Raw genomic sequence first — 20,398 nt, forward strand, 5'->3', positions numbered from 1 at the left:
TGTTTCATCCCCTGCCGGGGCTGACTCACTTTCTTTGTCTTGCCAAAGAAAGTAAGCAAAGAAAGGCGCGCCCGAGATGGCGAAAGATTCCTTGAATTTCCATAACCGGGCGGAGACGGGAAAAACTCGCTGCGCTCAAACAGTTTCCCGTCTTGTTTCCGCCCGCTTACGGAAATTCAAGGCGCCATCTAGGGCAGGGTACGGCCACACCATCGCAGAACAAACGCAGTAGAGCGTAAGCGACAAGACGCGAAGCAAAGCGAGCGAACCAGTGGAGTGCGAGCGAAGCGAAGCAGCACACCGCAACAAACGAAACTCCGACAGACCACGCAAACCACCGTTTTGGCCGTTGACGTTCCTGCCCTAGATGGCGCCTTGGATTTTTGTTGCGGGGAGGAAAAAGAGGGGAGGCTGTCTGAGCGCAGCGAGTTTGCCTCCCCTCCCTCCCCGCGACACAAATCCAAGGGGGGGGGCGCCATCTCGGGCGCGCCTTTCTTTTGCTTACTTTTCTTTGGCAAGACAAAGAAAAGTGAGTCGGTCCCGGCAGGGAACGAAAGGGGGATGGACCACCAACACACAAACCAGTGGTCCACAAACCTCACTTCAAATCATCCAACGCCAAATTCAACTCCAACACATTCACCGTAGCCTCCCCAAACACCCCAAGAATCGGCCCCTTGGTGTTCTCAGCCACGGCCTTCTTCACCAGGTCAGCCGAGAGATGCCGCGCACGCGCAACACGCTCAACCTGGTACGCCGCAGCAGCAGGACTAATCTCCGGGTCCAGCCCGCTCGCAGAAGCCGTCACAAGATCAGCAGGAATCGGCGCGCTGTTCGTCGGGTCCGCTTCCTTGAGCGCCGCAATGCGTGCCTTGGCCGCCTCCGTCAACGCCGGGTTGCTCGGCCCCAAGTTGGAACCACCCGAAGCCTGCGCGTTATAGGGGTTCGGCGCAGTCGCCGAGATCCGCCCCCAGAAATACTCTGGCGTGTCAAAGTTTTGCCCGATCAACGAAGACCCAACAGCCTTGCCGCCTCGCTCGATAATCGAGCCCCCGGCCTGCGTCGTAAACAGCGCCTTGCCAATACCCGTCACCACCACCGGATACAGCACCCCGGTAATGAGCGACAGCCCAATGAAGACCGCCAGCGCCGCACGCAGCAGCCCACCTTGTTGCGGCACATCGGCCTGAACAGGTTGACGCGCTTGAGTTGTGGTTGCCATGAATGCACTCCTTCCTTAAACCCAGCCCATTGCGGCCAGGAACATGTCGATGATCTTGATGCCCGGGAAGGGCAGCAGCAGGCCGCCCAGGCCGTAGACCAAGAGGTTCCGGCGCAGCAGCGCAGCCGCCCCCAGCGCGCGGTACTTCACGCCCTTGAGCGCCAGCGGGATCAGGAACACGATGATCAGCGCGTTGAAGATCACCGCGCTCATCACGGCCGATGCGGGCGTGGCCAGGTGCATCACGTTCAGCGCGGCAAGCTGCGGATACGTGGTCGCAAACGCGGCCGGGATAATGGCGAAGTACTTCGCCACGTCATTGGCGATCGAGAACGTGGTGAGCGAGCCGCGCGTCATCAGCATCTGCTTGCCGATCTCGACAATCTGGATCAGCTTGGTCGGGCTGGAATCCAGGTCGACCATGTTGCCGGCCTCCTTGGCGGCCTGCGTGCCGCTGTTCATGGCGACGGCCACGTCGGCCTGCGCCAGGGCGGGCGCATCGTTGGTGCCGTCACCGGTCATGGCAACAAGGCGGCCCTGCGCCTGCTGTTCGCGGATCAGCGCCAGCTTGGTCTCAGGCGTGGCTTCGGCAATGAAGTCGTCAACGCCCGCTTCTGCAGCGATGGACGCGGCGGTCAGGCGGTTGTCGCCGGTGATCATCACCGTCTTGATGCCCATCTGGCGCAGCTCGGCAAAGCGCTCGCGGATGCCGGCCTTCACGATGTCCTTCAGCTCCACCACGCCGAGCACGCGGTCGTTGTCGGACACCACCAGCGGCGTACCGCCTGCGCGTGCCACGTCGTCCACCGCCGTCGACACGGCATCGGGAAACTTGCCGGCCAGCAGCGTCACATGCGTGCGAATCGCATCGGCCGCACCCTTGCGGATCTGGCGTGCCTCGCCGTTGTGCCCAACGTTGATGCCGCTCATGCGCGTTTGCGCAGAGAAGGCGACGTACACCGGCTGCGTCTTCGCCAGCGCGGCTTCATCGATGGATGCCTCGCCCAGGTTGCGCGCGAGCGTGACGATGCTGCGGCCTTCCGGCGTTTCATCGGCCAGCGACGACAGCCATGCGGCCTCGGCCAACTGCTTGGCCGTCACGCCCGGCGCGGGAATGAAGCGCGACGCCTGGCGGTTGCCGTGCGTGATCGTGCCGGTCTTGTCGAGCAGCAGCACATCCACGTCACCGGCCGCCTCTACGGCGCGGCCCGAGGTGGCGATCACGTTGGCCTGCATCATGCGGCTCATGCCCGCCACGCCAATGGCGGAGAGCAGCCCGCCGATGGTGGTCGGGATCAGACACACCAGCAGCGCGACGAGCACGGTAATCGTGATCGGCGAGCCGGCCTTCATCGCGTCCACCGAGAAGATCGAATACGGCAGCAGCGTGACGGTCGCCAGCATCAGGATGATGGTCAGGCTCACCAGCAGGATCGTCAGCGCCAGCTCGTTCGGCGTCTTCTGGCGCTTGGCGCCTTCCACCATCGAGATCATCCGATCGAGGAAGCTCTCGCCGGGGTTGGCTGTGATGCGCACGATGATCCAGTCCGACAGCACGCGCGTGCCGCCCGTCACGGACGAGAAATCCCCGCCCGATTCGCGGATGACCGGTGCCGATTCGCCGGTGATGGCGCTTTCGTCCACCGAGGCCACGCCTTCGATGACCTCGCCGTCGCCGGGCACCATGTCGCCGGCTTCGATGAGCACGATGTCGCCACGGCGCAGCGCGGTGGCGGCGCGTGCTTCCACGCGGTCACGGCGGTGCGCGTCTGCCAGCACCTTGGCCTGCACCGTGGTCTTGATGCCGCGCAGCGATGCGGCCTGCTGCTTGCTGCGGCCCTCGGCCAGCGCCTCGGCAAAGTTGGCGAACAACACCGTGAACCACAGCCACACCGACACGGCGAGGATGAAGCCCGCCGGCGCTTCGGCCTGGCCGCGCAGCGCCATCCCCCACAGGATCGTGGTGAGGATGCTGCCGACGTAGACGACAAACATCACTGGGTTCTTGGCCTGCGCGCGCGGCGACAGCTTGCGGAAGCTATCGACAATGGCGGGCTTGACCAGCGCCGACGAGAACATCGAAAGCTTGCGCACATCCTTGGCAGATAGCGTGGTGTGCGTGCTGCGCGCCTGCGGCTCTGCGGCGGCGGAGTTGGCGGCACCGGCGCTCGGCTCAAGCTTGTGCTTGACCGTACGCACAGCCGGTTCGGATTCGGGATAACGGATAGCCATAAGGCACCTGTTGATATGGGGTAGACGACTCGCCGTGCGCTTAGCGGGCGAGATGCTCTGCGATGGGGCCGAGTGCAAGGGCCGGGATGTACGTGAGCGCGCCCACCAGCAGCACCGAGCCGATCAGCAGCACCACAAACAGCGGCCCATGCGTGGGCAGCGTGCCGGCCGTCACGGGCAGGCGCTTCTTGGCGGCAAACGTGCCTGCCATCGCCAGCACCGGCACGATGATCCAGAAGCGGCCCAGCCACATCGCAATGCCCAGCGCGATGTTGTAGAACGGCGTGTTGGCAGACAGGCCCGCGAACGCGCTGCCGTTGTTGTTGGCCGCCGATGAGAAGGCGTACAGCACTTCAGAGAAGCCGTGCGTGCCGGGGTTGAAGATGCCGGCCTTGCCCTGCGTGACCACCACGGCGATAGCCGTGCCCACCAGCACCAGCAGCGGCGTGACGAGGATGGCGATGGAGGTCATCTTCATCTCGAACACCTCGATCTTCTTGCCGAGGTATTCCGGCGTGCGGCCGATCATCAAACCGGCAATGAACACGGCCAGGATGGCGTACACCAGCATGCCGTACAGGCCAGAGCCCACACCGCCAAACACGACTTCGCCCAGTTGCATCAGGAACATCGGCACGAAGCCACCCAGCGCGGTCAGCGAGTCATGCATGGCATTGACGGCACCGCACGACGCTGCCGTGGTGATGGTGGCGAACAGCGACGAGGCCACGATGCCGAAGCGCGTTTCCTTGCCTTCCATGTTGCCCACGGCCTGATCGATGCCGAGGTTGGCGAGCATCGGGTTGGCGTGCAGCTCAGACCAAGCCAGGAACGTAGCAAGCGCCACGAACAACACCGTCATCGCGGCCAGCACCGCCCAGCCTTGCCGGCCATCGCCCACCATGCCGCCAAACGTAAAGCACAGCGCTGCCGGGATGATGAAGATCGCCAGCATTTGCACGAAGTTGGTCAGTGCGTTGGGGTTCTCGTACGGGTGCGCGGAGTTGGCGTTGAAGAAGCCGCCGCCGTTGGTGCCCAGCATCTTGATCGCCTCTTGCGACGCGACCGGGCCCATCGGCAGGGTCTGCGTTTGCGTGGTGGCTTTCTCGGTGACGGGGTTGCCTTGTGCGTCCTTGAGCGGCTGGCCGCTGGCGTCCATCTTCGGGTTGTCGTACGTGGTGGCGGTGACGGTGGTCACCTCCTTGTAGCCATCGAAGTTCTGGATCACGCCCTGGCTCACGAAGAACACCGACACCAGAATCGACAGCGGCAGCAGCACGTAGACCGTGGCACGCGTGAAGTCGACCCAGAAATTGCCGATGGTGCTGGCCGAGTGGCGCGCAAAGCCGCGAATGAGCGCAATCACCACCGCAATGCCAGTGGCGGCAGACAGGAAGTTCTGCACTGCCAGGCCGAGCATCTGCGTGAGATAGCTCATCGTGCTTTCGCCCGAATAGCCTTGCCAGTTGGTATTGCTCACAAAGCTGATGGCCGTGTTGAACGACGAATCGGGCGTGATCGCGCCAAAGCCCTGCGGGTTCAGCGGCAGCCACTGCTGCGCGCGCTGCAGCACATACACCGCCAGCGCGCCCAGCACGTTGACGACGATAACGGCCAACGCATAGCGCTTCCAACCCATCTCAGCCTGCGGGTTGACGCCGGCCACGCGATAGAACAACCGCTCGATGGGGCCGAGCCAATGGGTGCGCGATGGCTTGTCGCCGAACACGCCGGTCATATACGCGCCCAGCGGTTTGGCCAGAACCAGCAGCACGACCAGATAGATCGCCAGCTGGAGGAGGAACGCATTCATGGTGTGCCTCGCAGTGTTGTTAGAAGCGTTCGGGCCACAGCAGGGCCACGAACAAGTAGACGAGCAGAACCACCGTAATGGCCCCGGACAACACATAGAGCCATGTCATTGCTGTTTCTCCATTGCGTGCGTGGTGGGTTGGTCTTTGGTGGCAAGCCGGCCGGAGAGGGCGAGCAAGCCGCCCACTGCCAGGGCCAGCACCGCAAGGCCGGCGAGATAAACGAGGTCCATATGCGCTCCCCTTCCTTCAGGTCGTGTTGGTCAGAACGTCTTGGTCACGGCCAGCAGCGCGGTGGCCTTGCCCATGTAGTTGCCGCGCGTGTTGGTGTACGCGGCGCGCGCAGCATTGGTGTCGATGTACGCAAGCGATGCCGTCCAACCGCTGCCGAAGTCTTTCGTCACCCCCACCTTCCAGTCGGCATACGACGTGCGCACCACCTGATGCGGCACCTGCTGGTAGCCCACGTGCAGGTTCAGCGTCAGGCCCCAGAAGCCGGTGTCGAAGTTGCCCGACAGATCGAAGTACTGGCTGTGGTGGCTATCCGCAAAACCGAACAGGTTGGAGAACGCGTGCGAGTACTTGAACGAGACCGGCCCGTAGCCGATCTGTGCATAACCCTCGGTGGTGTGCGGGCGGGTGTAGCCGTCGGGGTAGCTGCCCGGGTAGTAGTACTGCAGCACGCCCACATCAATGGGCACGTCCTTCATCAGCTCGGTCTTGTAGCCGCCGTAGAAATCCATCTCGATGGGGGCAGAGACGTTGGGGTTGGAATCCCCCAGCCAGCTGATCGACGAGTTCCAGTTGCCCACATAGAAGCCGTTGGGCAGCGCGTAATCCACACCGCCCTGGATGGCGGGCTTGTTGTTGGTCTGCATGAGACCGCGATAGCGGTACTGGCTGGCCAGCGTGACGTTGGCCGTCAACGGGCTGGCAGGGGCAGCGGCGGGGGCCGGCGCAGCGTCAGTGGACTGCGCAAAAGCGGCCGCGCTCGACAGTGCTGCGGCACAGAAGACAACGCCACCCATGACGGTGGCGCGCAAAGAAACCTTGGCTTGCATGGACCTTTCCCTTGTTGTTTTAGGTGCCGCACGGCCCGGCGCAGGTGCGCGTCAACTGGGGCCGGATGCGGCGTGCAGGCAGGCTCCCGTCACAGGGCCTGCGTGCAGTGCAACAGTAGGGAAAGGGGGGTAAAAACGGGGTAAAGGTTGGGGGGAGGGGTGTAAACGGGGTGTAAAAACCCGGCTTGCTAGATGCGGGGCGCCTGACCGGGCAGCGAGGTCTTGTAGGTCCAACCCCGCGCCTGTGTCAGCTGCCGATCGTATTGCTCCTGCCGCTCCACTAACTGCATGCTCAGCGCCGCCATGGCCATAAGTTCCAGCACGCGCCAATTGCCGTCGTCGCCTTTCACGAACGCCGCTTCAATGGCATCTAAGGCCAGCTCAAGCTCGTTGTGGTCTAGGTACTCATCAAACTGTTCAATTTCGTCTGCACAGATGGCTTCCGCTGCCTCCGATAGGTTGGCTCTTGCCTCCCGGAGGTATTCCGAGGTCTGGTTCCAGCCTGATGAGAGATCGTGGTTATCTGGCATCTAACTTGACCTAAGTGGCCGGTTGTACGTCGCTAAGCGTCGCGTCCATAGCGAAACCCGTATGGCTACTCCATCCGCCTGCACAAATTATGGATGGAAGGACTTAGTAGCCTGCTCCATGAAGCTCACCTTGGACCGCGCCCTGTCTTTGGCAAATCCGTCCCGATATATCGCTTCGATTTTTTCGACCAGATCGCCTTTTGCCTTCAACGCGTTGTAGTAAGCATTTCCGCACACTTCCGCAAGCTGGGCTTCGTTTTGATGCACGTGTTCTGGGTCTTCTTGGCTGACCGAGATCGCCGCTTCTACGGCGGTTTTTTCGGCAGCATCAAAAGTGTCCTGGCCAAACACGCGGGCGAGCTGGCCGTACACAAACCGTTGGGTATCTGCTTTATCGATGGCATCCCAAGCAGCCTCTGCGTCAGCCTGTGCTAAGCCACCATGCTCAGTGCCGGCCATTGTTAATGCAGCACTTCTAGACCCCATTCCGTAGGAACAAAGCAAGGCTCGCACTTGTGGACTTGCTGCTGCGTAACGGGGGAAATATCCCTTGGTTGGGAGAACGGAAGAAGTATCGTGCTGCGGCGGTGTAGGGGATTCCGCATATGCTCCGGCAGCAACCAAAAACGCGACGGCAAGCAGGCCACCAGAACGGAGGCTTTGAAAGCAGCTGGGTCTCTCGCTCATTGATGCTCACTCTTCTGATTTTCCAGAGAACACACCTTTTTCGTCCTGCGAGTCAGCTGTGTATGTGACAAACAAGTTGTGCTTTGCAGCTTCCAAATGCAGCCGCCCGCAGACAGGGCATTCATACGCCGTTCGCCTTAGCGCGATGAACCTTGCATGAATGTGGTCATGGAGCACATTGCCATGGTCCAGTCCGAGAGCTATGTAGTCCTCAGAGTAGCCCCGCCCGAGCAGCCACTGGTGCAGCTCTCCTCGTTCTGCTGCTGTCACATAGCTCTGAACTTCACCAACAAGCCAATCGGAGAACGGCTCGCAATCTACGTTCTTTAGGAAAGCGGCCTTGTATGGTAGCGGCGACGTGTTATCTCGAATGGTATGGCCACACGTGCATAGCAATTTACTCATGACACCAACCTAGTCTTGAGAATGGACATCACATGATAGGGCCAGACAATGGTCGTCCAAAAACACTAGGCGCTTGAGCACGCTAAGCGAAATTGGTTACGGGAATTCTTCGCCATTCATCGTCATCTCATGCACGGCTTCCGCAACAACCCTTCGGATAAGCTTGTCTTCGATGGTCTTGAGGGCGCTATCCAAGGCGGCCAAATCTGTCGTGCTGAGTTGAAGCGAAATCAGGTTCTGCGACATTGCATTCCTTTTTTAGGGGTTGGCAACGTCATGCCGGGGGGGCATGACCGCCGCAGATTGGACGTTGCTCGACCCAACAGCAATGGTCCGCCACTCCATTTCACAAATTGCCTGCGTCGATGGGGTTCTGAACTCCATCGATGCAGTTTGGAACGCCATGGTCCCGAGTTCGGAACGCCACGGGTGAGGTTCTGAACCTCTCGGTTGGCGTTCTGAACCCCATGCGTGAGGTTCTGAACCCGGCACTTGAGGTTCCGAACCTGACGGTTGCGGTTCGGCACCCCATTGGCTGCAAATCAGACGCTAACGCAAACCCCCATCGCTATAATTGCCCCCGCTGCCGCACCAACGGCAGCCTGGTTTAGCGACCTGAAACACCAAGGCGGACGATTGCTGCATGCAGTCGCACTGCTGCTTCCGTTCGCGCCTACTTTGGCGGGCCGGATGGTGAGACCTTCGGGTCTACCGGTTTCCTTGGGACCGGGTCGCTAACACCATCGTCAGGCCCGCCACCCTCGTTTAGCGCCGAGATGGTGAGGCTCCTTCAATCCCAAGGAGGCTCCATGCCTATTGCAGACGAGACGCGCCCAGCGTCGTATCCATCCCCGCCAGCACCGTCGCCCAGCCCAACGCCCACGTTCTCCGACACAGGCAGGCTCACCAAGAACCGCACCTACCTGAACGGCGCCATCGCAGCACAGGCGTATCTCAAGCGCACGCGCACCGCCATGCGCACACACGGTCAATGCCGACCGGGCATGCTGCGCGAACAGCTTCAACATTTGTCCGCTCACGCGTTCCCACCGGCGTTCATCAAGGGCTTTGTGGATGCGATTGACGCGTACGTATCGATGTCGCTCGGGGGACGCGAGGTCGATCCGCAGACGTGGGACGTGTTAGCCGCCATAGAGCGGCGTGGCTACAGCCAATAACAACCGATTGATGCATTCCCGCGACGGGCGGGAATGTCATGCCTGAAGTGTCGAATGGCAGCTTGGCGCTCAGCTACCTGTAAATCAGACGCGATGGTCTGTACCCCGTCGCTATAATCCCCCGCCGCGGCACCAACGGCAGGCGCGTAGCAACGCGCACAGCAGTCTTTACACATACTGCCGCGCCAGCGAGAGTCCGCCTTCGTTCGCTTGTGTATTTCATGGCGGGCCGGGCAGGGAGATCTTCGGGTCTGCCGGCTTCCTGTGAGGCCGGTCTGCTACCCCCGCCGTCAGGCCCGCCACCCGTGTAGCAACGATGCAGCAGGCCTCAGCACACCCGCGCGCTTCCTATGGCGGGCCGGATAGGGAGACCTTCGGGTCTACCGGTTTTCTCGGAGAGCCGGATCGCTAATCCCATCGTCAGGCCCGCCTCCCTCGCTTAGCGACGAAAGCCCTTCCTTTCACCGGCTCGGAGACGCCTTATGTCTAGCCGAGAACAATCAGTCGGCGCAGTCTCCGGGCGGTAGGGCAGCCGCCCCGCGCTATCACTCCACACGCTCCTCAAACTCACTGAGCCGCCTCATGACAGCGGGATTGTCTTTGTACCGCCGCTTCAACGCAGCAAGACGCTTGTCAGTGCCAGCGCAGTAGATGTCCAAGCTGTCGATCAGGAATTCTCTTCGCTCCACCTGCTCCGGGCTGTCTCCCTCGGCTGGCTCTCCACGAAAGTGGTCGCAGGTTTTCCGTTCCTCAATGAACGCCTGAGCCTCCGCCGGGAGGGGCGATGGGGTCAGCGCGCATACGTGCTGCGACGCTGCCAGGAGGATGAAGCAGCCCGCGAACTTCAATGCCGTGTGCATGCGTGCACCGGTTGGATTGAGCACTTCTTTCAACAGCCGAGCAGCTTAGTGCGCAATCCGCCGGAGCGCAGTGAGCCCGACGATTACGGAAACAAGCACGACGGGCGCGAGAAACCCCACCAGTAATCCACCGACCATGGCGCGACTGCGGAACCACGTCGGGCCGAATGCTCGCGGCGATAAGTTGGCCGCGATCCGGCTGCGCCCTTGTGCGATATCGCCAAGGCGTCTGGCGGCGGTTTCAAGGTTGGAGAGGAACCGCTCACCACCGGTTGAGTCTCCGTCGATCGTGCCGGTCCAGAGGTTCACACGGGCGTGCAGGGAGGCATCGCTCCATTCGACAGCGCCCGCGTAGCGTTTCAGAAGGAGATTGAGCGCGGAGCAAAGCTCGCTGTCTGCGGCAACGGCGTGGGCAAGATCCGGCGCTTGTTTGCCATAGGCAAAAAGACCTGGGCGGATCTCCGCTTTGGGTAGAAACGCCAGCGGATTCAGGAACCGCGCTTTCTCCTTTGCATAGAACCCAATGTCGACTCGCCTAGGGCAGTCCACGGGAATCGTCGCGACTTCAAGCCCTCGGAGGCGCGCAATCGAGACATTGCGCTGCCGAGCCATTTCATCAAGTGAACGCATGGTGTGCGGTGTCTGGAGCGGGGCAATCTGAGCGGGTGCCGTGATTTGCCACGGCTCTAACAAACCTCAAACCTTCTCCACCGGCTTCAACTCCCACATCGGCAAGTAATTCATGATCGGCCGCTCGAACGTGCCGCCCTTGTCGATAAACGGCTTGCCCGAATCCAGCATCGGTCGGAACGTGTCCAGTTGCTTGGCCGCGTCCAGGTCAGTCCACAGGCTAACGTTCGACAGCGACGACGTCGACTCGTCTTCGCCCACATAAAACGCGACCAACCCGCGCATGGCCTCGATACCGGGCCGGAGTACCGCTTCGAGATCGTTCATCATCTGCCGCATCTCGGCAAACTTGTCCGGCGGGCACCGCAGAATTGAAACTCGGACGACTGGCTGCATTGGAGACTCCTTTCGTTGAGCTGCGTTGAAAGACAGATTGATTCGCTCCGTATCCGGTCCTGCGAACAAGCGGCGCCATGGACAGGTGGGCGATATAGCCCCATTCGGCAGACGTATGCGCTCCTATACTGCGATCCGTCCGACGCTGCCCATGATGCTCATGCATATGAGGCCCACAAACAACAAGCCGACGACAGCGTAGGCGATGAAAAAGTGGATCGGTGATTCGGCCCTGAATATGGTCCCACCGCGAGCGTCTACCCTCTCTTCCGTCAGATAGCTCGATATCGTCGCAATCAAACCGGCCGTTGACGCGAACAAGGTTCCGATCCATCCAACGTGGATCGGACTTGTCGGATACACGGCGCATATGCCCCAGAAGAGGGCTGCTGCCGCAAGGAGAGTCCATACAGCTTTGGTCATTCTTGAGCTACTGCGCCAAAAATTTAACGATCGCACCCACCGTAGCCTGCGTCTGCTCCTCCATCAGCCAATGCCCCGCATCCGGAATCACCAGTTCCTGCACGTTGGTGGCGGCATTGCGCATGACGATGGCCTCGTTCTCGCCGAAGGACTTTGCGCCGCCGATGGCGAGCACCGGCATGGGCAGCTTGGTGGCGATGGATTTCTGGTTGTCTTCCGCGTCTTGCGGGATCGACAGGAACTGCGCAAACGCTGAATGCATGGCGCCCGGTTTGGCGTAGAGGCGGGCGTAGTGGACGCGGGTGGCTTCGTCGATCTTGGAAGGGTCGCCGGCAAACTCATTCCAGAAGCGGTCGAGGTAAATGCGCTCGCGGCCTTTGACGAGCCGCTCGGCATCGGGGCCGCCGAACGAGAAGTGCCACAGCTTGGGCGAGCGGACGATCTGCTCCCACGGCGGCACACCGGGCACGGGCGCATCCATCACGACCAGCCGCGTGGTCTTGTCCGGATAGCGCGCTGCATAGGCAAACGCCACCATGGTGCCGATGTCGTGGCCGACCACATCGGCCTGGTCGATGTTCAGCTTCGTCAGCACAGCGCGGATGTCACCGGCCTGGGTGCGCTTGTCGTAGCCGCCCTCGGGGTGGGACGACAAACCCATGCCGCGCAGATCCGGCACCACCACGGTATGCGTGCGGGCTAGCTCGACCGCCAGCGGCGCCCACATGTCGCCTGTGTCGCCAAAGCCGTGCAGCAACACCACGGCCGGGCCGCTGCCGCCCACGCGCACAAACAGCGCCGCCCCGTCGGTCTGGATGTTCTGGTGCCGGAAGCCCGGCGGATAGGGCTTTACCTGCGCTTGCGCAATGGGCGTCATGGCAAGCATGAGCGCGACGGCTGCAAACAGTTTTCGCATGGCTGTTCTCTCCGGGGGGTGCGGCTGGCGGGGGCCGAGGGGACCGGCCCGCTTAGCGGGTCGTTGGGGTACGGGCCGTACGCGCCAGATAACAGCGCGCCACGCAGGCCTCGTAAAGAGTAGTACGCGCCCGGCGCGGCGCAAGCGTGAAGGAGAGGGGTGGCGGCGTGCGCTAGCGTCTCAGGCGTTACGGCTGCTCTGACCGCTCGCCAGACGATTCAATGGGGGAGGGGGGGCCGCTCGCGGCATTGCGAACTTTGGCGGTTCGCCGCGAACGACCAGGAGGGCGCTGAGCTAGATCGAAACGTGTACTGCTAGCTACGGCACTCGTACCAGCCCTTCGTCCGGTTAACAATGCGCACGACCAGCAGCATGACCGGCACTTCGATCAGCACGCCGACGACGGTGGCCAGCGCTGCACCGGAATGGAAACCGAACAGGCTGATCGCCGCCGCAACGGCCAGCTCGAAGAAGTTCGATGCGCCAATCAGGGCGGAGGGGCACGCGATATTGTGTTTCTCGCCAACGGCCCGGTTAAGCCAGTACGCAAGCGCCGAGTTGAAGAACACCTGAATCAGGATCGGTACCGCCAGCAGGGCGATGACCAGCGGCTGTTTCAGGATCGCTTCGCCCTGGAATGCGAACAGCAACACCAGCGTCGCCAACAGTGCAGCGATTGACCACGGGCCGATCTTCGCCATTGCGGCATCGAACGCCGATTGGCTTTTCGCGAGCAGCATCTTGCGCCAGATCTGCGCGAGGATCACGGGGATGACGATGTAGAGGGCGACCGAAGTCAGCAGCGTCGCCCACGGCACCGTGATGGCGGACATGCCCAGCAGCAGACCAACCAATGGCGCGAATGCAATGACCATGATGCTGTCGTTCAACGCGACCTGCGACAGCGTGAACAGCGGGTCGCCGCCCGTCAGCCGGCTCCACACGAACACCATCGCTGTGCACGGCGCGGCGGCCAGCAGGATCAGGCCCGCGATGTAACTGTCGATCTGGTCTGCCGGCAGCATCGGCGCAAACAGGTGGCGAATGAAAAACCAGCCGAGAAACGCCATCGAGAACGGCTTGACGAGCCAGTTCACGACAAGCGTGACGCCAATACCTTTGACGTGCTGACGCACCTCATGCAACGCACCAAAGTCCACCTTGACCAGCATCGGGATGATCATCACCCAGATCAACAACCCGACCGGCAGGTTGACCTGTGCGTATTCCATCCGGCCAATCTGCTGGAACAGGCCTGGCAGCACCTGGCCGAGCACGATGCCGGCAACGATGCAGAGCGCCACCCAGACAGTCAGGTAGCGCTCGAAGAAATTGATGGTGGGCTTGGCAGCGGCCTGTGCTGGTGGCGCTACGTTGGATGCAGTCATTGGACAGGCTTCAGATCAGTTTTGCGAAATGCGTTCAAGCGCGCCCTGAAGCTCGGCGTTGCTAAGCGTGTCCAGCGGCAATGCCAGCAGTTGCAGCATGCGGTAGCCGATGGCCTGGCGTGTCAGCTCAAAGGCCTGGTGCTTGCCTTCGTCACCGCCCGGCGCGTTGGATGGGTCGGCATAGCCCCAATGCACCTTCACGGGACTGCCGGGCCAGTACGGGCAGGTCTCGGCTGCGGCGCTGTCGCACACGGTAATAACGATGCGCATCTGCGGGGCGCCGTCTGCAACAAACTCGTCCCAGCTCTTGCTGCGGTAGCCGGTGGTATCGATGCCTGCGTTGGTGAGCGCTTCGAGTGCAAACGGGTTGAGTCGGCCGCTCGGTGCGCTGCCGGCGCTGTAGGCGCGCACGTCTTTGCCGAGTTGTTTGGCCCAGTGGTTGAGCATGCCTTCGCTCAGCACGCTGCGTGCGGAATTGTGGGTGCAGAGGATGAGGACGTTGGTGGTCATGGGTTCGATTCGCTGTCAGCAGCAGGATGAACCGCCGTCGGATTTCACTGCGATACCGATCGGCTTACCTTTCGGGGCACGCGGTGCGCAGCAGGCAGAACTTTCCGTCGCGGCTTCTTCCTTCTTGTCTTCGCTGAACACCGGGATGTTGCCGAGCGAATGGAAGTGCTCCCACGCGATGCCCTGCGGGTCGGTAATCCAGTGCTTGTCGCTGCGGGCATAGCAGCAGGTGGTTTCGCCTTCGTCCAATAGGGCCATGTCTGCGGCTTCGGCGCGGGCCTTCAGTTCGGCCAGCTCGGCAGCGTCATCGACTTGGAAGCCAAGATGGTCCACGCCCGCGGCGCTGCCACGCGTCGAGATGGCGAAGTTGATGCGCGGGTCATCCAGCATCCACTTGGCGTAGTCGGTCTCCACACGCGTCGGCTCGGCTGCAAACAGCTTGGAGTAGAAGGCGATGCTCTTGCTCAGGTCGTCAACGTGGACATGGACGTGAAATCGTTTCATGGGGATGCTCCTTCAGCACTTGCAGGCGGTGGCGTTTGGTTCCAGGCAGGCTTCGCCCTGGCAGCAGTTGGCGGTCAGGAAGCCCAGCAGGGCGTTCATGTGGTCATAGGCCGCGCGGTAGATCAGGTTGCGGCCGTCGCGCTCCTGCGTCACCAGGCGCGCGGCTGTCAGTTCCTTGAGGTGGAACGACAGCGTGGCGCCCGGCACGTCGAGCTGTTCGGCAATCGCGCCTGGCGTCAGACCTGTTGGCCCGGCAACCACCAGCATGCGGAACACTTGCAGGCGAATGCCATGGGCCAGCGCGGCGAGGGATCGGATAGCGTCGTTTTCTTCCATATTTCCAATATATTCGAAATATAAGACTGCAGCAAGGCTCCAATCGACGGGCGACGTCGGGGAACAACCGGGGGAGCACTTGACGTTGTTGCCGGGGTGCATCGCCAATGGCCTGCACCTGCATGCCGCTTTGCCCACAACCCAGCCACGGGCTCGATGCCCGACAGAGGGTTTATAGGTTTACTTCTTTATGTATACAGATAGTAGTAATAGATAACGGTGGATAAGTCCTGTGGATAAGCACCAAAAGCGCTTTGGCATCAACGACTTACAGAACGGACAACCCACCGGACAGCGTGTGCGCTTGCGTGGATGAGTCGGGGGCATCGCGTCTGACCCTGTCGACCCGATGGGAAGTTGTTCCCATGCTGTCTGCCCCCTGACCCCGGAGAACCAACACGCTTGTCCCTGGAGTTATTCACAGGGGGAGGGGAGGTTATCCACAGCGGCTTTCTTGCAGCCGACTAGTGCGGGTAATACTCCAGCTCGGCAATGCGCGCGCGGATTGCCTCCACGTTCAGCCCTTCGATATCGGGGCTCGCCATTGAGCCGCTGTCTGCGCGCCACGGTGGGTTGTCGGCCGTCCGCTGTGCGTTTCGATAGGCCAGCCATGCACGTTGGGCGTTGCGGATGGCTTGGCGGGAGGCGGGGTCCGTCTTGCTCATGACCGCTTGATACAGCGTGTTCATCTGGCGGTCGTACGCCTGGTAGGCGGTGTGCGTGCACTCGGTCATACCGGCCGTCGTGCTGCCTCGCGGGCTTTTCAGGCATTGCTGGAGCGCGTCGTCGACGGGGTCGGCCGCCCATGCGGCCAAGGGCAGCAGCAGCGCCGCGAGTGATAACGCGCGCACGGCGCGGCGCATTGCCTGGTTGGCGGAACGGCGTGTCGGGCGGGGCTGATTGATGTGCATCGGAAGGACCATTGCGTACCTCGTGGTTTTCACAGCCGGGTGGTTGCCATGGTAGGAAAAGTCTTGCCGTGCCGCACGGGGCGAGCCATGCGTGGGGCCATGTGCGGAGAAAGCACACCACTTGGCCCGATTCCCCAGCACAATCCCGCACACGCTCACGTCTGGTTTTCCCAAGAGTTCATCCAATGACGCCATTTCGCGGCAGCGCCGCCATCGCCTTTGCCATCGCTCTGTTGCCCACGGCTGCGCATACAGCCAGTTTTGATTGCGCCGCCGCGCGCAGCCCCATCGAGCACGCCATCTGCAATGACGCACAGCTCTCCGCCTTGGATAGCCAACTGGCCGATGTGTACCGCGCTGCGTTGAAAAAGCACGGCGCCGACACCGATGCGTTGAAGGCCGAACAACGCGAATGGCTAAAACAGCGTGCGCCGTCGGGCCAGATCGACGTGGCAGCGTTGAAGGAGGCGTACCGCACGCGCATTGACGAGGTGAAATCGCAACCCGCGTTTCCCGATCCGGGCGAGCGCGTGGATGGCCCGGTGTTCCCCCTGAAGGCGATCGCCAAGCAGCACGACTTCGTGCTGCGCATGCTCGAAGCGTGCCCGGCGGAAAGCAGCAACGAGGACACCACCTGCGAAGGGCCTGCCCAGTTGGTCATTCATGACAAGGGCCAGCGCGCCGTGCGTCAGGTCATCAACCTGCCGAAGGTGTTTGTCACGCTGCCCAAGGGGAAGAAGGGACCGCTCGTCAACTCGACGCGGCTCTATGACGACCAGGGCGTGATCAACGTTGGCGATTTCAACTTCGACGGCCAGGAAGACTTCGGCATCCAGACCGGCAACGAGGGCAGTTACGGTGGCCCCAGCTATGACGTCTATCTGTTCAATGCGCAGGCGCAGCGCTTTGTGCGCAACAGTGAGATGACGGGGCTCATTCTGGAAACGCTCGGGTTCTTTGAAGTGGATACCAAGAACAAGCGTCTGCGCACGTGGGCGAAAAGCGGTTGCTGCTATCACGAGCACACGACGTACGCTGTCGAACACGATGTACCCGTCGCCGTTGAACGCCGCATTGATGACGCGCAGGGCGGCGGCGACAAGATGAAAGTCACCGTGGAAACGCTCGTCAATGGCAAATGGCGCAGCAAGGTGCATTACGAGCCGATGCCGAAGTGAACACGCTCACCAACAACATCAACAGACATGAAACACGCCCGCCTGACCCCTCTGCTGTGCGCTGCCGGCCTGCTGCTTGCCGCGCAAACTCTCCACGCTGCTGAAGACGCCTGCACCGCCCAGGTGGACAGCGCAATCAAGCGGGCTTACCCCGCCGCAAAACGTGCAGACCGTGGTTACAAGGTCGGCGACGCGCGTATCCAATTATCGGAGGCGTTCAGCCCGCATGCGGTGGTGTGCCGCACGTGGCCCGCGCACCCGGAACTCACGCTCATGGCCGTGCCGCTCATGCAGCAGGAAGACGCAGACGCGGGCACCAATGAAGGCGACCTTGAATTGTTCGTGCTCGACACCGGCAACGGCAGCATCCGGCAACGTCTGCGCCTGCCAGCGCGTATGTCGGACGATGCGGTGCGCATCCGGTCCGTCACGTTCGATACCGCGCGCTACGTGCTCGCGCCTGGGCAGAGGGCATTCGGGGTGCGCATCGTCAAAGAGGGCAGCTCGCGGCCCAATCCGTTCAACGAAACCGATCTATGGCTCTACACCGTCCAGGGCAATCAATTGAAGCCGGTGTTGAACGGCGTTGTCGTGGAAAGCGGCGGCGGTGAATGGGATACCAACTGCGCCGGCGCGTTCGAGCAAACCAAGCGCACGCTGAACATGGCATCGGACACCCACAACGGGTACGCCGATATCGCCGTGTCGGAAACCAAGTCCGCATCCACCAACACGGTCGACAAGGCCGGCGAATGCCAGACGCACGACGTCAAGCCGCAGCGCACAACGTACCGGCTTGCGTATGACGGTAAGCAATACGTTGTGCCGAAGGCGCTGATGCCGTTGGATTGATAGGCAAACGTGGGCGGGATCGCTCCGCCCTCATCCTGGCGTCTACGCCATCTCGCCTAGCCAACGGCTGATAACGCAAACGCGGCGCCCGTCCTATACCTACGGTGTTCGGCCATGCATGACCGTGGCGGCTTTGTCGCGGCGCTTGCCCTGGCCATCACCCAGGAGGCAAATCATGCGCATGCTCGTCAACGTGCGGATTCCGCACGAACCCTTCAACACCTACGTGCGCGACGGTTCCATCGCCGAGCTGATTCCGCGCGTGATGGCCGAGAGCAAGCCCGAGGTTGTCTACTTCACGGAGCAGAACGGCCATCGCGGCGCAGTGCTCATCGTCAATGTGGAATCAGCCTCGCACATTCCCGCGCTGGCGGAGCCGTGGTTTCTGCTGTTCAACGCAGACTGTGAGTTCCGCATCGTGATGAGTGCGGAGGATCTGCAGAAAGCGGGGTTGGCGGAGATCGGCGCCAAGTGGAAGTGAGGTGACGCCTCGCGGCGCTCATCCCCCGCCCATCCCCTTGTGCGGTGCACCTGCGGTTGCCGTTACGTTTGGTTGCACTCAAATGCACGTTCTCATCTGCGCGTCCCTACAATCGGTGGAACCAAAAACGAGAAGGAGGAAACAGATGACCCGAGCACAATGGATGGTGGCAGCCGCAATGGCCGCGCTGTGCACCGTTTCGCTGTCGGCGCAGGCCAAGGGCGGGAACGCCGGTGGCGGCTCTGCTGCACATATGAGCAGCCACGGCATGTCCAATACCAACGGCCCGGACAGCATGGACCGCGATAAAGGCAAGGCGCGTGCGGCAGACCGTGCGCATCAACATGGCAAATCCACGCAGCACAAGCGCGCGGGCAAGGGCAAGTAAGCGTCGCAACGCAGCAAAGAAAAAGCCGGTCACGCAGACCGGCTTTTTTGTTGCGCGAGCGCTGAGTCAACGGCTCAGCAATTGCCCTTCTTCGCCTGTCCCGGCGGGCAGAAGCCGTTGCCCGGGCCGCCTTGTGGGCGCATGACGGGGCCATCGTCGGGCAGATAGACGCAACCGCCCAGCAGCGATGCGCCCAAAGACAGGATGAGGATGATGTTCTTCATTGTGTTGTGAGGGGGCGGGCTCCGCCCCTTTTTTCCCTGGTTAGAAACTGAAGTTGACGCCGGTCTGGTTGCCGGCCGAAACGTTGACCGGATTGCTCAGCGTGGTGCCCGATGCACTGGTGGCCTGGACCGAATACTGGCCCGCCGATGCCGACACCGCCGACAGCGTAATCGGCAGCGTCGCACTGTACGTGCCGACCAGCGGCGCGGCTGCAGGCAACGCCAGCGAGTACGCGCCGGTATCGAGGTTGGCATTGGCCGAGGTGATCTCGTATGACACCGAGCTCACCGTCTGCAGGGCACGCAGCGTGGCCTGCGCTGATGCAGTGGCCGTGCCGGAGGCGGTATTGGTGGTGGAGGCCGGCAGCGTGATCGGCGCACCGGTGGTGGAAACCGTGGTTGTGGTGCTGGCCGTGACAGGTACGGTGCGGATGATGCCCGTGGCGTGGCCGGTCGGCAGCGCGTTGTCTACGATCACCACGTCATATGCACCATTGGTGCTGCTCTGCACCAGCGGAGACAGGACGAACTTGCCCGTGGAGTCCGCCACCGTGCCGCGGATGACCTGACCGTTCTGCTCGGCATAGACCGTGGCACCGGCCTGTGCGGCGGGCACGTAGCCGGTAATCGAGCCGCTCACGACCGTGGGCGTTGCCGTGACGACAGGCTTGAGGCTGTAGCCGCCATTGCCCTGTTGCACGATGGATTTACAGGCATTGAAATCCAGCACCAGATCGACCAGCGTGTTGGCCTGCACCGTGAAGGGCTGGATGATCTTGTAGCCGCTCTGCGCGGCGCTGGGAGTGGCCAGCGCCTGCTCGGTCGACGAGCCAGTGACCACCACGGAATTGGCCAGCGTGTTGCCCTGATTGGGAGACAGCACCAGGCGCAGTTGTTGATATTGCCCGGCGGGCAGCGGCGCCGTACCGAGATCAGTCAGCACGCCGTTGGTGAGCGAGAGCAGATCGACCTTCTGCGGTGTGGCCAACGCGATGTCGGTCCAGCCGGCGTCGGTGTCGGCGGCCGACGCGCTGGCGTGCACGCGCACCTTGTTGACCGTGACGTAGACGTGATCAAAGCCGCAGGACGGTGCGTCCGTCATCGAGACATGCAGGGTGCCCGTGCCGGCATCCGTGCCGCCATCCCCGCCGCCGCATGCAGCGATGAGGAACGGCAGAGGCAATGCAAGCAGGATGTTCCGATAAGTTGTTTTCATGGTTATCTCCTCGGGTGGGGGTGCCCGAAGCATAGTCCTGGCCATGGCACGCACTTTGG

At 61.9% G+C, this 20,398-nt stretch carries 25 protein-coding genes; 5 read left to right on the plus strand and 20 right to left on the minus strand.

Annotated features, from left to right (window positions below; all coding sequences use genetic code 11):
• Positions 1–598 precede the first annotated feature (598 nt).
• From kdpC to BM136_RS25480, 9 genes are all read right to left on the minus strand, one after another.
• Positions 599–1,222, minus strand: coding sequence for a potassium-transporting ATPase subunit KdpC (gene kdpC / locus BM136_RS24160; protein ID WP_092976793.1), 624 nt, complete (start codon positions 1,220–1,222; stop codon positions 599–601).
• A 15-nt stretch (positions 1,223–1,237) separates the two neighbouring features.
• Entirely contained in the window at positions 1,238–3,454 is a 2,217-nt protein-coding gene (gene kdpB / locus BM136_RS24165; RefSeq protein WP_092976796.1) for a potassium-transporting ATPase subunit KdpB, read from the minus strand.
• Positions 3,455–3,494: 40 nt separating this feature from the next.
• On the minus strand, positions 3,495–5,267 hold the full coding sequence (gene kdpA, locus BM136_RS24170) for a potassium-transporting ATPase subunit KdpA (RefSeq protein ID WP_092976799.1): 1,773 nt from the start codon (positions 5,265–5,267) through the stop codon (positions 3,495–3,497).
• A 19-nt stretch (positions 5,268–5,286) separates the two neighbouring features.
• Positions 5,287–5,376 carry a K(+)-transporting ATPase subunit F gene (gene kdpF / locus BM136_RS24175; RefSeq protein ID WP_004628487.1) on the minus strand — a complete coding sequence of 30 codons (90 nt, stop codon included), beginning with the start codon at positions 5,374–5,376 and terminating at the stop codon, positions 5,287–5,289.
• Positions 5,373–5,498, minus strand: coding sequence for a hypothetical protein (locus BM136_RS25720; RefSeq protein ID WP_004628489.1), 126 nt, complete (start codon positions 5,496–5,498; stop codon positions 5,373–5,375). Before BM136_RS25720 ends, kdpF begins: the two co-directional genes overlap by 4 nt.
• 30 nt (positions 5,499–5,528) lie before the next feature.
• A complete protein-coding gene (locus BM136_RS24180; protein ID WP_092976802.1) occupies positions 5,529–6,326 on the minus strand; it encodes a TorF family putative porin in 798 nt (265 codons plus the stop codon).
• Positions 6,327–6,514: 188 nt separating this feature from the next.
• A complete protein-coding gene (locus tag BM136_RS24185; protein ID WP_092976805.1) occupies positions 6,515–6,856 on the minus strand; it encodes a hypothetical protein in 342 nt (113 codons plus the stop codon).
• A gap of 87 nt (positions 6,857–6,943) precedes the next feature.
• The gene (locus BM136_RS24190; RefSeq protein WP_092976807.1) at positions 6,944–7,315 is read right to left on the minus strand and encodes a hypothetical protein; all 372 of its coding nucleotides are present in this window, start codon (positions 7,313–7,315) and stop codon (positions 6,944–6,946) included.
• A gap of 729 nt (positions 7,316–8,044) precedes the next feature.
• Positions 8,045–8,194: a hypothetical protein gene (locus BM136_RS25480; RefSeq protein ID WP_175537213.1), complete on the minus strand. Its 150-nt coding sequence runs from the start codon at positions 8,192–8,194 to the stop codon at positions 8,045–8,047.
• Between the two features lie 563 nt (positions 8,195–8,757).
• Between BM136_RS25480 and BM136_RS24195 the strand changes: the two genes are divergently transcribed.
• Positions 8,758–9,126, plus strand: a complete 369-nt coding sequence (locus BM136_RS24195) for a hypothetical protein (RefSeq protein WP_092976810.1) — start codon at positions 8,758–8,760, stop codon at positions 9,124–9,126.
• 545 nt (positions 9,127–9,671) lie between these two features.
• On the opposite strand, the gene BM136_RS24200 is transcribed toward BM136_RS24195, so the two are convergent.
• The 9 genes from BM136_RS24200 to BM136_RS24245 all read right to left on the minus strand — a co-directional run bounded on the left by BM136_RS24200 (position 9,672) and on the right by BM136_RS24245 (position 16,012).
• Positions 9,672–10,019 carry a hypothetical protein gene (locus tag BM136_RS24200; RefSeq protein WP_139219410.1) on the minus strand — a complete coding sequence of 116 codons (348 nt, stop codon included), beginning with the start codon at positions 10,017–10,019 and terminating at the stop codon, positions 9,672–9,674.
• Positions 10,020–10,031: 12 nt separating this feature from the next.
• A complete protein-coding gene (locus BM136_RS24205; protein WP_139219412.1) occupies positions 10,032–10,616 on the minus strand; it encodes a hypothetical protein in 585 nt (194 codons plus the stop codon).
• Positions 10,617–10,682: 66 nt separating this feature from the next.
• Positions 10,683–10,946 (minus strand): BTB/POZ domain-containing protein, encoded by a 264-nt coding sequence (locus tag BM136_RS24210; RefSeq protein WP_254775746.1) that lies wholly within the window; start codon positions 10,944–10,946, stop codon positions 10,683–10,685.
• A gap of 496 nt (positions 10,947–11,442) precedes the next feature.
• On the minus strand, positions 11,443–12,351 hold the full coding sequence (locus BM136_RS24220; RefSeq protein ID WP_092976822.1) for an alpha/beta fold hydrolase: 909 nt from the start codon (positions 12,349–12,351) through the stop codon (positions 11,443–11,445).
• A 314-nt stretch (positions 12,352–12,665) separates the two neighbouring features.
• Positions 12,666–13,739, minus strand: coding sequence for an ACR3 family arsenite efflux transporter (gene arsB, locus BM136_RS24225; protein ID WP_092976824.1), 1,074 nt, complete (start codon positions 13,737–13,739; stop codon positions 12,666–12,668).
• Positions 13,740–13,754: 15 nt separating this feature from the next.
• Positions 13,755–14,249 carry an arsenate reductase ArsC gene (locus BM136_RS24230; RefSeq protein ID WP_092976827.1) on the minus strand — a complete coding sequence of 165 codons (495 nt, stop codon included), beginning with the start codon at positions 14,247–14,249 and terminating at the stop codon, positions 13,755–13,757.
• A 15-nt stretch (positions 14,250–14,264) separates the two neighbouring features.
• A complete protein-coding gene (locus tag BM136_RS24235; RefSeq protein ID WP_092976830.1) occupies positions 14,265–14,753 on the minus strand; it encodes an ArsI/CadI family heavy metal resistance metalloenzyme in 489 nt (162 codons plus the stop codon).
• Positions 14,754–14,765: 12 nt separating this feature from the next.
• Positions 14,766–15,089 (minus strand): ArsR/SmtB family transcription factor, encoded by a 324-nt coding sequence (locus BM136_RS24240; protein ID WP_045205251.1) that lies wholly within the window; start codon positions 15,087–15,089, stop codon positions 14,766–14,768.
• Between the two features lie 464 nt (positions 15,090–15,553).
• Positions 15,554–16,012, minus strand: a complete 459-nt coding sequence (locus BM136_RS24245; protein ID WP_092976833.1) for a lysozyme inhibitor LprI family protein — start codon at positions 16,010–16,012, stop codon at positions 15,554–15,556.
• Between the two features lie 173 nt (positions 16,013–16,185).
• Here BM136_RS24245 and BM136_RS24250 point away from each other — a divergent pair, with 173 nt between their 5' ends.
• The 4 genes from BM136_RS24250 to BM136_RS24265 all read left to right on the plus strand — a co-directional run bounded on the left by BM136_RS24250 (position 16,186) and on the right by BM136_RS24265 (position 18,899).
• On the plus strand, positions 16,186–17,178 hold the full coding sequence (locus tag BM136_RS24250; RefSeq protein ID WP_092976836.1) for a lysozyme inhibitor LprI family protein: 993 nt from the start codon (positions 16,186–16,188) through the stop codon (positions 17,176–17,178).
• A 27-nt stretch (positions 17,179–17,205) separates the two neighbouring features.
• Positions 17,206–18,030: a PA3715 family protein gene (locus BM136_RS24255; protein WP_092976839.1), complete on the plus strand. Its 825-nt coding sequence runs from the start codon at positions 17,206–17,208 to the stop codon at positions 18,028–18,030.
• Positions 18,031–18,205: 175 nt separating this feature from the next.
• Positions 18,206–18,511 carry a hypothetical protein gene (locus BM136_RS24260; RefSeq protein ID WP_024977174.1) on the plus strand — a complete coding sequence of 102 codons (306 nt, stop codon included), beginning with the start codon at positions 18,206–18,208 and terminating at the stop codon, positions 18,509–18,511.
• Positions 18,512–18,674: 163 nt separating this feature from the next.
• A complete protein-coding gene (locus tag BM136_RS24265) occupies positions 18,675–18,899 on the plus strand; it encodes a hypothetical protein (protein ID WP_235193199.1) in 225 nt (74 codons plus the stop codon).
• A gap of 74 nt (positions 18,900–18,973) precedes the next feature.
• On the opposite strand, the gene BM136_RS25485 is transcribed toward BM136_RS24265, so the two are convergent.
• Positions 18,974–19,123 carry a hypothetical protein gene (locus BM136_RS25485; protein WP_037031851.1) on the minus strand — a complete coding sequence of 50 codons (150 nt, stop codon included), beginning with the start codon at positions 19,121–19,123 and terminating at the stop codon, positions 18,974–18,976.
• A 40-nt stretch (positions 19,124–19,163) separates the two neighbouring features.
• Complete coding sequence (locus tag BM136_RS24275; RefSeq protein ID WP_092976842.1) at positions 19,164–20,339, minus strand: DUF4382 domain-containing protein; 1,176 nt, start codon at positions 20,337–20,339, stop codon at positions 19,164–19,166.
• Positions 20,340–20,398: the final 59 nt, after the last annotated feature.

Origin of the sequence: Ralstonia sp. NFACC01, assembly GCF_900115545.1 — a bacterium.
GTDB lineage: Bacteria > Pseudomonadota > Gammaproteobacteria > Burkholderiales > Burkholderiaceae > Ralstonia > Ralstonia mojiangensis.

Bases quoted from the DNA above. Each gene is read 5' to 3' on its own strand.
- kdpC (WP_092976793.1), bottom strand. From the start codon at position 1,222: ATGGCAACCACAACTCAAGCGCGTCAACCTGTTCAGGCCGATGTGCCG.
- kdpB (WP_092976796.1), bottom strand. From the start codon at position 3,454: ATGGCTATCCGTTATCCCGAATCCGAACCGGCTGTGCGTACGGTCAAG.
- kdpA (WP_092976799.1), bottom strand. From the start codon at position 5,267: ATGAATGCGTTCCTCCTCCAGCTGGCGATCTATCTGGTCGTGCTGCTG.
- kdpF (WP_004628487.1), bottom strand. From the start codon at position 5,376: ATGACATGGCTCTATGTGTTGTCCGGGGCCATTACGGTGGTTCTGCTC.
- BM136_RS25720 (WP_004628489.1), bottom strand. From the start codon at position 5,498: ATGGACCTCGTTTATCTCGCCGGCCTTGCGGTGCTGGCCCTGGCAGTG.
- BM136_RS24180 (WP_092976802.1), bottom strand. From the start codon at position 6,326: ATGCAAGCCAAGGTTTCTTTGCGCGCCACCGTCATGGGTGGCGTTGTC.
- BM136_RS24185 (WP_092976805.1), bottom strand. From the start codon at position 6,856: ATGCCAGATAACCACGATCTCTCATCAGGCTGGAACCAGACCTCGGAA.
- BM136_RS24190 (WP_092976807.1), bottom strand. From the start codon at position 7,315: ATGGCCGGCACTGAGCATGGTGGCTTAGCACAGGCTGACGCAGAGGCT.
- BM136_RS25480 (WP_175537213.1), bottom strand. From the start codon at position 8,194: ATGTCGCAGAACCTGATTTCGCTTCAACTCAGCACGACAGATTTGGCC.
- BM136_RS24195 (WP_092976810.1), top strand. From the start codon at position 8,758: ATGCCTATTGCAGACGAGACGCGCCCAGCGTCGTATCCATCCCCGCCA.
- BM136_RS24205 (WP_139219412.1), bottom strand. From the start codon at position 10,616: ATGCGTTCACTTGATGAAATGGCTCGGCAGCGCAATGTCTCGATTGCG.
- BM136_RS24210 (WP_254775746.1), bottom strand. From the start codon at position 10,946: ATGATGAACGATCTCGAAGCGGTACTCCGGCCCGGTATCGAGGCCATG.
- BM136_RS24220 (WP_092976822.1), bottom strand. From the start codon at position 12,351: ATGCGAAAACTGTTTGCAGCCGTCGCGCTCATGCTTGCCATGACGCCC.
- arsB (WP_092976824.1), bottom strand. From the start codon at position 13,739: ATGACTGCATCCAACGTAGCGCCACCAGCACAGGCCGCTGCCAAGCCC.
- BM136_RS24230 (WP_092976827.1), bottom strand. From the start codon at position 14,249: ATGACCACCAACGTCCTCATCCTCTGCACCCACAATTCCGCACGCAGC.
- BM136_RS24235 (WP_092976830.1), bottom strand. From the start codon at position 14,753: ATGAAACGATTTCACGTCCATGTCCACGTTGACGACCTGAGCAAGAGC.
- BM136_RS24240 (WP_045205251.1), bottom strand. From the start codon at position 15,089: ATGGAAGAAAACGACGCTATCCGATCCCTCGCCGCGCTGGCCCATGGC.
- BM136_RS24245 (WP_092976833.1), bottom strand. From the start codon at position 16,012: ATGGTCCTTCCGATGCACATCAATCAGCCCCGCCCGACACGCCGTTCC.
- BM136_RS24250 (WP_092976836.1), top strand. From the start codon at position 16,186: ATGACGCCATTTCGCGGCAGCGCCGCCATCGCCTTTGCCATCGCTCTG.
- BM136_RS24255 (WP_092976839.1), top strand. From the start codon at position 17,206: ATGAAACACGCCCGCCTGACCCCTCTGCTGTGCGCTGCCGGCCTGCTG.
- BM136_RS24260 (WP_024977174.1), top strand. From the start codon at position 18,206: ATGCGCATGCTCGTCAACGTGCGGATTCCGCACGAACCCTTCAACACC.
- BM136_RS24265 (WP_235193199.1), top strand. From the start codon at position 18,675: ATGGTGGCAGCCGCAATGGCCGCGCTGTGCACCGTTTCGCTGTCGGCG.
- BM136_RS25485 (WP_037031851.1), bottom strand. From the start codon at position 19,123: ATGAAGAACATCATCCTCATCCTGTCTTTGGGCGCATCGCTGCTGGGC.
- BM136_RS24275 (WP_092976842.1), bottom strand. From the start codon at position 20,339: ATGAAAACAACTTATCGGAACATCCTGCTTGCATTGCCTCTGCCGTTC.